Here is a 277-nt window from a genome sequence, read left to right on the forward strand (position 1 = left end):
CTATTGATGAAGAGATCGAAATATTGGAATCTTCTCAATTTGGCCTTCAAAGCATAGAATATCAAAATTTATTTGAACTAAAGGAAATTAATTTTGATAAAATTGAACCCTTTGAAGATCTGAAAGATGCAAATACTTTTTTTCCTTCATATATAGAACAGATAGATAAATTAATTACATTTATTAACGTTTTTGATGCTAGTGAGTATAATAAATCAATAATTTTTAATGAGATTAATAATGAAATTTTAGTAAATGATTTTCTACTAAATTCATT

1 protein-coding gene is annotated in these 277 nt (G+C 22.7%); it reads left to right on the forward strand.

Annotated elements, in window-relative coordinates:
* Nucleotides 1–277 (forward strand): hypothetical protein (locus SB659_RS19380; protein WP_410551575.1); only part of this gene is annotated, 277 nt, incomplete at both ends.

Source organism: Arthrobacter sp. SIMBA_036 (genome assembly GCF_046535135.1).
Taxonomy (GTDB): Bacteria; Actinomycetota; Actinomycetes; order Actinomycetales; family Micrococcaceae; genus Arthrobacter.